12 protein-coding genes are annotated in these 10,366 nt (G+C 55.1%); 8 read left to right on the top strand and 4 right to left on the bottom strand.

Features of this window, described 5'->3' with window-relative positions:
* Both B2R48_RS01835 and B2R48_RS01830 read right to left on the bottom strand, forming a co-directional pair.
* The coding region (locus B2R48_RS01835) for an Hsp70 family protein (RefSeq protein WP_296997096.1) at positions 1 to 771 on the bottom strand (771 nt) is incomplete at its 3' end.
* 336 nt (positions 772 to 1,107) lie between these two features.
* Complete coding sequence (locus B2R48_RS01830; RefSeq protein WP_213474945.1) at positions 1,108 to 1,608, bottom strand: DUF2244 domain-containing protein; 501 nt, start codon at positions 1,606 to 1,608, stop codon at positions 1,108 to 1,110.
* Positions 1,609 to 1,800: 192 nt separating this feature from the next.
* Between B2R48_RS01830 and nth the strand changes: the two genes are divergently transcribed.
* Positions 1,801 to 2,442 (top strand): endonuclease III, encoded by a 642-nt coding sequence (gene nth, locus B2R48_RS01825; RefSeq protein ID WP_296997097.1) that lies wholly within the window; start codon positions 1,801 to 1,803, stop codon positions 2,440 to 2,442.
* A 44-nt stretch (positions 2,443 to 2,486) separates the two neighbouring features.
* Here the strand turns inward: nth and B2R48_RS01820 are convergent, their stop codons facing one another.
* Complete coding sequence (locus B2R48_RS01820) at positions 2,487 to 3,860, bottom strand: penicillin-binding protein activator (RefSeq protein WP_232310694.1); 1,374 nt, start codon at positions 3,858 to 3,860, stop codon at positions 2,487 to 2,489.
* 2 nt (positions 3,861 to 3,862) lie between these two features.
* Here B2R48_RS01820 and rsmI point away from each other — a divergent pair, with 2 nt between their 5' ends.
* Both rsmI and B2R48_RS01810 read left to right on the top strand, forming a co-directional pair.
* Positions 3,863 to 4,921 carry a 16S rRNA (cytidine(1402)-2'-O)-methyltransferase gene (rsmI, locus tag B2R48_RS01815; RefSeq protein WP_296997095.1) on the top strand — a complete coding sequence of 353 codons (1,059 nt, stop codon included), beginning with the start codon at positions 3,863 to 3,865 and terminating at the stop codon, positions 4,919 to 4,921.
* Positions 4,922 to 4,923: 2 nt separating this feature from the next.
* Positions 4,924 to 5,307: a YraN family protein gene (locus B2R48_RS01810; protein ID WP_296997091.1), complete on the top strand. Its 384-nt coding sequence runs from the start codon at positions 4,924 to 4,926 to the stop codon at positions 5,305 to 5,307.
* A 23-nt stretch (positions 5,308 to 5,330) separates the two neighbouring features.
* Here B2R48_RS01810 and B2R48_RS01805 read toward each other — a convergent pair whose 3' ends face one another.
* A complete protein-coding gene (locus tag B2R48_RS01805) occupies positions 5,331 to 5,738 on the bottom strand; it encodes a DUF2000 family protein (protein ID WP_296997088.1) in 408 nt (135 codons plus the stop codon).
* A 32-nt stretch (positions 5,739 to 5,770) separates the two neighbouring features.
* Between B2R48_RS01805 and B2R48_RS01800 the strand changes: the two genes are divergently transcribed.
* The 5 genes from B2R48_RS01800 to B2R48_RS01780 form a co-directional block, all read left to right on the top strand.
* Positions 5,771 to 6,634 (top strand): AraC family transcriptional regulator, encoded by an 864-nt coding sequence (locus tag B2R48_RS01800; protein WP_296997086.1) that lies wholly within the window; start codon positions 5,771 to 5,773, stop codon positions 6,632 to 6,634.
* A 145-nt stretch (positions 6,635 to 6,779) separates the two neighbouring features.
* Entirely contained in the window at positions 6,780 to 7,412 is a 633-nt protein-coding gene (locus B2R48_RS01795) for a BON domain-containing protein (protein ID WP_232310695.1), read from the top strand.
* A 93-nt stretch (positions 7,413 to 7,505) separates the two neighbouring features.
* Positions 7,506 to 8,468: a SirB1 family protein gene (locus tag B2R48_RS01790; protein ID WP_296997079.1), complete on the top strand. Its 963-nt coding sequence runs from the start codon at positions 7,506 to 7,508 to the stop codon at positions 8,466 to 8,468.
* A gap of 668 nt (positions 8,469 to 9,136) precedes the next feature.
* Positions 9,137 to 10,126: an adenosine kinase gene (locus tag B2R48_RS01785; RefSeq protein WP_213474931.1), complete on the top strand. Its 990-nt coding sequence runs from the start codon at positions 9,137 to 9,139 to the stop codon at positions 10,124 to 10,126.
* A 60-nt stretch (positions 10,127 to 10,186) separates the two neighbouring features.
* On the top strand, positions 10,187 to 10,366 hold a 180-nt coding region (locus B2R48_RS01780; RefSeq protein ID WP_296997076.1), incomplete at its 3' end, for a hypothetical protein.

Raw genomic sequence — 10,366 nt, 5'->3', positions numbered from 1 at the left:
CAGACGCTGCAGGGCCAGACGGTCCTTGCGCAGGTCGATCTGCTGTTCCTTTTTGAACTCGTCAGCAAGGTAATCAATGATCTGTTTGTCGAAGTCTTCACCACCAAGGAAGGTATCACCGTTGGTCGATTTAACTTCGAAAACACCATCGCCGATTTCCAGAACCGACACGTCAAAGGTACCGCCACCAAGGTCATAAACGACCACGGTGCCGCCGTCTTTCTTGTCCAGACCATACGCAAGTGCTGCTGCGGTCGGCTCGTTAATGATACGTTTGACTTCAAGACCAGCAATCTTGCCGGCGTCTTTCGTCGCCTGGCGCTGGGAGTCGTTGAAGTATGCCGGAACGGTAATCACGGCTTCGGTAACTTCTTCGCCAAGGTGACCTTCGGCGGTTTCCTTCATTTTCTGAAGCACCATGGCTGCGATCTGGCTCGGCGCCATTTTGTCGCCATTGACTTCAACCCAAGCATCGCCGTTCTCGCCCGAGATGATTTTGTACGGGACAAGATCTTTGTCTTTTTCGACTTCCGGGTCGCCATAACGACGGCCGATCAGACGCTTGATGGCAAACAGGGTGTTTTCCGGGTTGGTGACTGCCTGGCGTTTCGCCGGCTGACCGACAAGGCGTTCACCATCATCGGTGAAAGCGACCATTGACGGAGTAGTACGGGCACCTTCGCTGTTTTCAATCACGCGGCCTTCTTTGCCGTCCATGACTGCTACGCAGGAGTTGGTGGTGCCAAGGTCGATACCAATAATCTTACCCATAGTAAGTTCCTCTTTTAGCGGCCGGTCCGTCCCGCAGCCTCCGAACTGAAGCGCCGCGCAGGACCTCCTGGGACCAATGGTTGTAATACACGTAATTTTTCTGGGGGCTCTTCGTTACCCCGCGAACCTATATATGAAAGTCGCCACAAAGTCGCAAGCGGTCAAAGTGGGGAATCTTGGCTGTTTTTTGCCTTCCAACCGCAATTTTCACCCGATCACCACGGCAATAACCCCTTTAAACTGGCAAAATCGTGGGAAATCATCGGTTTTGGAGGCGCAAAACCCGGCTTTCAATTTGTTTCATAACCGGGTTGCAAAACATTCAGACCAGCGCACTCAGATCGGAATATCGGCGGGATTACAACGGGTCTGACGCAACACAGCCTCAAGCTTGATCGCCAGGCTCTCCTTTTCATCTGGGCCCAGAAAACGTGCAATTTCCAGACTTTTGCCATGTGTGCGCAGGAAAAGGGTGGCCTGTTCATCCTCGCCCCGTTCCAAAACGACACGTAGCCAATAGGGCTGGAAATCAAACTCCTGACGTTCGCCGCGCACCGAAATCCGCGTCACCCTGAGATTACCGTGGGCAAGCTCAATCCGCTCTTCCTGCCGGGCAGAGCGGAAGCTGAAATAAAACGCCAATGACAGCAAGACAACATCCAGCCCCAGAAACCCGATCACCGGCCACGCCCCCACAGACCAGAAAATAAAGCCGATGGTCGTGATCAGACCTGCCAGAAACAGTACAATATTTCGCGCCGCACGGCGCGACAGCGACCGCGGCGGAAACAGATCCACCCGAAAGATCGGTTTTGCTGAACGCGGCACGTTTGGCATTTGAATTACCTGTTACTGAATGCTTGATTGTGCGCCCGGGCACCGGGCGGCTGCAATCAAAATTCGATTTTTCAACCCTCACAGTTTATATAGTTTGCAAAGAAGAGATCGGATCAGACGACAGGCATTAACATCAACCGCCGTCCCAAATATCGATAAATAATAAAGAGATATCAGTCCATGGCCCGCCCGATGAACAAAGCCGCCATCGAAGAGTTTTTCCAGCGTCTTTCCGATGCCGACCCGGAACCAAAGGGGGAGCTCGACTACACCAATCCCTACACCCTTCTGGTCGCGGTTGCGCTTTCGGCGCAAGCCACCGATGTCGGGGTGAACAAGGCGACCAAAAAGCTGTTTCAGATCGTTGAAACCCCGCAGGATATGCTCGACCTTGGCGAAGAGGCCTTGATCGAGCATATCAAGACCATCGGGCTTTATCGCGGCAAGGCCAAGAATGTCATGGCCGCAGCCAAGATCCTTGTTGAAAAACATGGCGGGATCGTACCCAACGATCAGGAAGCACTCGAAGCACTGCCCGGTGTCGGGCGCAAAACAGCCAATGTGGTGCGCAATATCGCCTGGGGTGAGCATACCATGGCGGTCGATACCCATATCTTCCGGCTGGGCAACCGGACCGGTATGGCCAATGGCAAAACAGTTCTGGCCGTTGAAAAGGCGTTGCTCAAAAAAGTCCCGCCGCGCTTCATGACCCATGCCCATCACTGGCTGATCCTGCATGGGCGGTATATCTGCAAGGCGCGCAAGCCACGCTGTGGAGACTGCATCGTCAATGATCTTTGCAACTACAAAGACAAAACGCCTGCCGAGTCATAATTCGGCAGGCGTCTGGAAGATTTACGCGGGTTCAGTTTCCCTGATCAGAAAACCAGATCAAAGCTTGCCGGGGCTGGTGCAATCACCTTTGCGCCATCGGGCTCGATTTGCATGATGGCATAGCCGCGCTCAGACTGGCCGTCCGGGGTCAGGCGGAAAATACCATCCACACCGACAAACCCGCCCGGATTGGTCAGGGTTTCCTGGCTCATATTATTTCCATCGCGCGCCATCAACGCGGCCAAGGCCGTACTGTCATAGGCAAGGCTTGAGATCCTTGGCGGTTGACTACCAAATGTGCGTTCAAAGCGCGACGCAAACAGTTCCCAGTTTTCCGGATTGGGGGCGGCAAAAATCCCGCCCTGAAGGGCCGGTTCCGAAAACAGGGCCGGATCGTTCCAGCCAAACGTGCCGATAAACTGCACGACCGACGGATCAATATCGTAATAGGCCAGAAGCGAGGAAACCTGACGCAATTCCCCACCGGTCGCGGGCAGGATCAGGGCATCAAAATCAAGCTCGCCAAAAGTATCAACACCTTCAAGGCGGCGCAGCGCGCGTTTTGATCCGGCACTGCCATCGGCTTCAAGCTGTGCCTTGTGCGCCCGCAAGTTCGCGCGCCTTGCGTCGTAATTGGCAAAGTCACGAATGGTTTGCTGCAGGTTTTCCGAGCCGGGCTGATAAAACGCCACGCGACCAAGATTGCCGCCAACGCGCGAAACAACGCTATTCAGTCCGCTGGCGATCTGACGGCCATAGTCGTTTTGTGGCAGAAGGGCTGCGAAACGATAACGCCCTTGCGTTGTGGCATAACCAGCCGCACGGGCAATCTGGTCTTCCGGGATCAGGCCATTGACCCAGACACCGCTTTCAGCCACCCGGCGATTGTTGGAAAAGGCCACCACCGGCACATTGGCCGACTTGGCAACTTCGCTGGCACCACTGACCGATTCGGCAAATAGCGGCCCCAGGATCATCTTCGCACCGGCTTCAACCGCCTCGCGCGCGGCATTTTGCCCGCCCTGATAAGTCCCGGCGGTATCAATTGGCATCAAAACAAAGTCATCACCGGCAATATCAAACATGGCAAGCTCTGCGGCGTGACGCATGGCACGCCCCAGATCCCCGTGCTGACCAGACAGCGGAAGCAACAAGGCAACCCGCTTTTCAAAGACAGCAGCTTCATCATTGAACAGCATCGGAAGTTCCGCACCCTCACCTTCTGGCAGGGCGGCTTCGCTGGGCCATGGGTTGGCATCCGGGATCAGTCCCTGATCCGGGGCGCTGGTGGGATCGACGGTGTTCGTCCCGGGCTGATTGGTACTTTCAACCGGGGCTCCGTCACGTTGCGATCCGAACAGGTCCGTGATACTCGTGGTCGCATTACATGCGCTTAGCCCGAAAGAGAGGACAACCACAGATGCCGTCCGGCGCACGATCCGGCCCCAAGCCGGAAAAAGATCCGAAAACCGATCCCGATCTGACAACGCCTGACACGGCAGCGCCTCTTTCTGCATCCGGTTCTTTGACGGATGACGTTTCGGACAACCCACTCTCACCTCCAGATAAGTCGTTTCGACCGCAGGGTAATGCGGGCGAGGATGCAAGTAAACATGATGAAAGCCATTTGCCGCTTTCATCTGGTCTTTATCTGGTTGCTACTCCAATCGGAAATTTGGGCGATATTACGTTCAGGGCGCTCGAAATCCTCAAACGCGCCGATGTCATCCTGTGCGAAGACACCCGAACATCGGGCAAATTGCTGTTGCGCTATGGCGTGAAAACCAAGCGAATCGCCTATCACGAACATAACGCGGCAAAGATGCGCCCCGAAATCATGGACCGCCTTGGCAAGGGTCAGGGACTGGCACTGATTTCCGATGCAGGCACGCCGTTGATCAATGATCCGGGCTATAAGCTGGTACGCGATTGCAAGGAAGAAGGCTTTAACGTCACCGCAGCACCGGGTGCGGCATCGCCTATTGTCGCCCTGATCCTGTCCGGTCTGCCAAGCGATCACTTCTTTTATGCTGGTTTCCTGCCGCCCAAATCGATGGCGCGCAAAAAGGAACTCGCCCGATTTGCCCCGATCCCGGGCAGCCTGATCTTTCTTGAAAGCCCCAAACGACTGGCGGCAAGCCTGAAAGATATGGCCGAAATGCTCGGTGGCACGCGCGAAGCCGCGGTGACCCGCGAACTCACCAAGATGTTTGAAGAAGTCCGCAACGGCACGCTGGCCGATCTTGCCGCCCATTATGACGAGGCGGGCGCACCAAAGGGCGAGATCGTGGTGATTGTCGGCCCCGCCGATGCCAGCGCAGCAGAACCCAGTGCCGAGGATATTGACGCGCGCCTAAGCGAGCTGATCAAGACCCACCGCACCAAGGAGGCGGCTGATATCCTTGCCAGGGAAACCGGCCTCAAGAAGCGCGACCTTTATAATCGTGCCCTTGAACTGGCCAAATCGGACCCGAACTGACCATGACCCGATCCCGTCCCTTGCCTGATGACACATCAAGCCGCAAGCGGGCGGAAAAGGCCGGACGCCGGGCGGAAAAGCTTTGTCAATTCTGGCTGCGCCTGAAGGGCTATCGCATTCTCGCCACCCGCCATAAAAGCCCTGCCGGTGAGATTGACATCATCGCCAGACGCGGAAATGTCCTGATCGCCATTGAGGTCAAAAACCGCGCTGATCATGAAACCGCCCTTCACGCCGTCACACCCAGACAACAAATCCGCATCGCCCGCGCACTTGAAGCCTATGCGGGCACAATCGGCCATGCGGGCGACCTGCGGCTTGATCTGATGATTGCCGGCAAATGGGGCCGGATCACCCATCTCGGAAATGCGTGGCAGGTTTCTTAGGCAGCAAAACCTGCCATCCGGGCTCAGGGATGCATCTTCGCACCCTTGGTGATTTTATCGACACTGCGTTTGTCAGCGTGAATGCCAATGCCGACAAACTTCGCGTTTTGCGGATCAGCCTTGGCAAACACATCGCGATTGGCGCCGTCATGGCCGGTGGCAAACATGTCCTCGATATAGGCAGACATTCGGACACCGCGGTTTAACGCCCGCTGATGGATTTTGGCGATGGTGTCACGGTCAGCCGCCAGAACGATGGCGGGCTGCCGTGATAGCGGGTTATAGACGTTCTGGTTTGCATCAATATAGGGCTCCCCGATAATATCTGGGGTCTGGGCGACAATGCCGCTCATCAGAAACGCCGTGACATTCAAGGATTGCCAAGCTTCAAGGTCATTGCGCAAAATCAGGGCAACTTTCGTATCAAACATCTACTTACTCCAGTCGGTCGGGTAATCCGGTAATGAAAGAAGCAATAGACCAGCCTGATGATCGCGGTATTGAACGTTTGTGCAAAAAACGTGAACGCTTCGTCGCTGCACCGACCGCACCGGGGATCGAGCGGATCGAAGCCCTTTTTTATGGCAACATGTTCACCCCGCATCGCCACGATACCTATGCGCTTGGCATCACCCTGCAAGGCATTCAGACCTTTAACTATCGCGGGGAATTTCGCGCCAGCAATCCGGGTAATATCATCATCCTGCATCCTGACGAGCTGCATGACGGCGGGGCGGGTACGGATGATGGCTTGCAATATCGCATGCTTTATCTTGAACCGGCCTTGTTGCGATCGGGCCTTGATCATGAAAGCGACCCCCTGCCCTTTGTCAGCGAACCGGTTATTCAGGACCCGGTTTTGTGGTCGATCATGGCGTCTGCATTGGGTGAACTTGAATGCGACATGGATCCGCTTTTGCGTGACCAGTTTGTTGGCGATATTGCCCAACGCCTGTCATTGCACGCCAAGGCACCGCTGAAACGCCCGCGCTTTAACGCCAGTCAAAGCATGGATCAGGTGCGCGCCTTTCTTAAAGACAACTTTGACCGCCCGGTGCAGTCTGACGAGCTTGAACAGGTAGCCGATATGGACCGTTTTCGTCTGATCCGCCATTTCCGTGCACGGTTCGGGACAACACCCTATCGCTATTTGATGATGCGCCGCCTGCAAAAGGCACGTGCGATGATGGCGCTGGGCCAGCCGCTTGCCGGTATCGCGGCCGAAACGGGCTTTGCCGATCAAAGCCATTTCAACCGCCATTTCCGCCAGACTTACGGCGTGTCACCGGGACGCTGGGCGGAATTGCTCACCAGCAAAACCCATTGAGGGTGCCACCGGCCATCGAGCCTGACGCCCAATTTGCAGAAAAATGCATTTTTACTGATAAAGCGGCCCGGATTTTAAAACTCTTTAACCCCCGCGCTCCAGTATGGACCCTGAAGACTGGGGGAACTGGACGAGACATCCGTATATGTCACCAACAATAATGGTCAATCGGCCACTTGGCATCGCCAAAGCACTTTTGCTGAGCGCTATTTGCCTGATACCGCTTGCGGGATGCACGCCTGCATCCGTTGTGGTCGGGGCCGGCGCAACCGCGGGCGTTGCAGCGTTTCAGGAGCGCGGTCTGAACGGCGCGGTCAGTGATACAGCGATCACCGCCCAGATATGGCAGAAGTTTCTGGCACAGGACGAAAAGCTGTTTCTGGATATCGAAATCGAAGTGGTTGAAGGCGAAGTTCTTTTGGCAGGCCAAGTGCCGACTGTCAGCGATCAGCTTGAAGCCGTGCGATTAAGCTGGCAGGTTAATGGGGTCAAAAGCGTTCATAACGAGATCGAGATCGGCGAGGGCATGACCTTCGTAGATAATGCGAGTGATCTTTTGATCACCACCAAGATCAAAACCGCACTGATGTTTGATGGCGATGTGTTCGCGATCAATTACAGCGTCGAGACCGTAAACGGGACAGTTCATCTTATGGGGATCGCGCAGGACGAACTTGAACGCAATCGCGTGATTTCACATGCCCGGGACACCAGTTATGTCAAACGGGTTGTCAGTCACATCCGTCTGAAAGACGACGCCATCCGACAAGGAACCTGAACCATCAGCAGCGTCAGCCACATAACAGCACCGACCGATGCGGATCGCCAATGGCTTGTCGATTATGGCAAGGGCAAAAAGCCTGATGCCAGCGTGGCCGAGGCAGCCCTGCATTTTGCCCGCCTCAATCAGTCGAATGGAACCCACAAGCGCGATATCGTGCCGTTTCTTGCCATCCTTGACGATCTGGCCGATCAGGTCCGGTCCGAGTTGGCGGGGCTTACCCTGCAACCCGATCTGGCAGTTGATGGCGGCAATCAGCCGCTTCCGGTCGATGACAAGGAAGCCGAACCAACCATTGATCAGGTTGTTCGCGCCCTGCAAACCGTGATTGCCGAACGCAATGGTTTTCAGGGGGATGCGGAAAACTACGACGACCTGGCAAATGCCGACCTGATGCAGGTGATTGAGCGCAAGCGCGGCCTGCCGGTTGCGCTTGGCATGCTGTATATCCACGCGGCACGACGTTGTGGCATTGCCGTAACCGGAATTGATTTTCCCGGTCACTTTCTGCTGCGTGTTCAGGCCAATGGCAAACGCAAGATGATCGACCCGTTCCATGGCGCAATCAGCCTTGGTCCAGCGGAATTACGCGAACTGCTGAAGTCTTTCAGTGGGCTGGATGCCGAATTGGCCCCGGAACACTACAAGCCATCATCCGACATCGATATTTTGTTGCGACTTCAAAACAACATAAAGGTACGGGCCCTTCGCGCCGGTGAATTGGAGCTCGCAACCCGTGTTATCGAGCACAGTCTGCTGATTGATCCGGAACATGAAGGCCTCTGGCACCAGCTTGGTGCGCTTTATGCCCGCCTTGATCAGGACCATATGGCCCTTGGTGCGTTTGAACAATTCGTCAAACGTTGTGATGACCCGCTTCATCGCGCCCGGATCGAAGCCGTGATCGAAGAATTGCGGGATCGCCTAACCCACAATACGGCCCCCCAGAACGCCAATGGCAAATCCGACGGCGATGCTGCGAACCTGACCTCCGAGGACAGCACGGAACCACGAGAAAACAACGATCCGATCCCGCTTTTCCCCGATAAGTAGTCGCCGACGTCCCCGCAAAATCCCCTGATTCATCCCGGAACACCTCCCTTTTCCGGGATGCCCATCATGGCGTTCCGACGATGCTCCCGCACGCTTAAACTGCTATTTTCCCAATATAGACACAAGTATTATTGTCTATTTACGTATATATAGATGACTACATTTATATCTATTTCAAGACAAAACGGTTTGTCTCGAACTCTGCCCTGCTGCGAAATGCCGAAACTGGCTCTTCAACATCATGTAAATTTGCTTGTTGTGGTATTTTTGGCCACTTTTCCGGCCCCATGCGCGCCCTTATCTTCGAAAAAACTGAATAAAGCGCGAACCGTTGATTTCTGCGGCTTTGCGGCGGGTGGTTTTTGGGTGGGCGAGTTCAGAAGTGATTTCCTCGACCCATGGTTTCACTTTCAAATCGCTTTGGGATCGAATTTCGTTGATCAACGCTCCAAAAAACATCTTTTGTAGTTTTTCCGGAGGTTAATGACCGGTTAAACGACCGGGGACGAAACAGTTGCAAGGCTTGCACCGCACAATGCATTCCCTATACTCCGCAACAGACCATATAGAAGGCAATCGAGCACGGCCTTGTGCTGTCTCCCTCGCCGCACGGCTTACCGGGAATATCACGGTGCCGTTCACACCGACTAACCGCAGGAAATTACTACATGAACGACACCAAATTCGACGTCGTTGGGATCGGCAACGCCATCGTTGATGTCCTTGCCCATTGCAAGGAAGAAGACCTTGTGCGCCTAGACCTTGTCAAAAACGCCATGACCCTGATTGATGCCGACAAGGCAGATGCGCTGTATGACCAGATGGGTCCGGGCCTTGAAATGTCAGGCGGTTCAGCTGGCAACACCATGGCAGGCATCGCAGCCCTTGGCGGCAAGGGTGCCTATATCGGCAAGGTCCGCGATGATCAGCTTGGTCAGGTTTTCCGCCACGATATCCGCGCGATTGGTGTCGCATTCGACACGGCAGCTGCCACCGAAGGTTCGCCGACGGCGCGCTGCCTGATCTTTGTCACCCCGGATGGTCACCGCACCATGAACACCTTCCTTGGCGCCTGCACAGAGCTTGGCCCGGATGACATTGACGAAGATCTGATCAAATCCGCCAAGGTCACCTATATGGAGGGTTATCTCTGGGATCGCCCCGAAGCCAAGGACGCCTTCATCAAGGCAGCCAAGGTCGCCCATGATGCTGGCCGTCAGGTTTCGATCAGCTTGTCTGACTCTTTCTGCGTTGATCGCCATCGCGAATCCTTCCGCGAACTGGTCGATGACCATATCGACGTGTTGTTTGCCAACGAAGACGAGATCAAGTCGCTTTACGAAGTCGAGACCTTTGAAGAAGCGCTGGCCGAAGTCCGCAAGCATTGCCGTGTCGCGGCCCTGACCCGCAGTGAAAAGGGTGCCGTTATCGTAAGCCAGGACGAACTTTACGAAATCAGCGCCGAGCCGGTCGCCAAAGTGGTCGATACCACCGGTGCCGGTGATCTGTTTGCTTCGGGTTTCCTGTTTGGCTACACGCAGGGTCATACCCTTGAGATTTGTGGTCAGCTTGGCGCGATCTGCGCGGCAGAAGTGATTTCGCATATGGGTGCGCGCCCGGATGCGGACCTTAAGGAGCTGATCGCAAAGGCGATCTGATCACTCTTTTATATAGAGCGTGCAAACGCTCGTAAGATTTCACGGGACGGCAACAATTCAATGCCGTCCCGTTTTTTGCTCGCAAATGCAGGGTTTGCAGGGCGCTGCAGCGCAACACAAGCATTGACTTTGTCCAGAGTTTGGCGCAAACAGCCCGCATTGCAGAATAATCAACCCGACATGGCGCTTACAACGCTGGCCTTTCGCCTCCACATTGGCTATGACAGGGCGGCCTTCGGG

The organism is Thalassospira sp. UBA848, assembly GCF_002295455.1.
Lineage (GTDB): Bacteria > Pseudomonadota > Alphaproteobacteria > Rhodospirillales > Thalassospiraceae > Thalassospira.
This window is presented reverse-complemented; position numbering and strand designations above follow the sequence as displayed.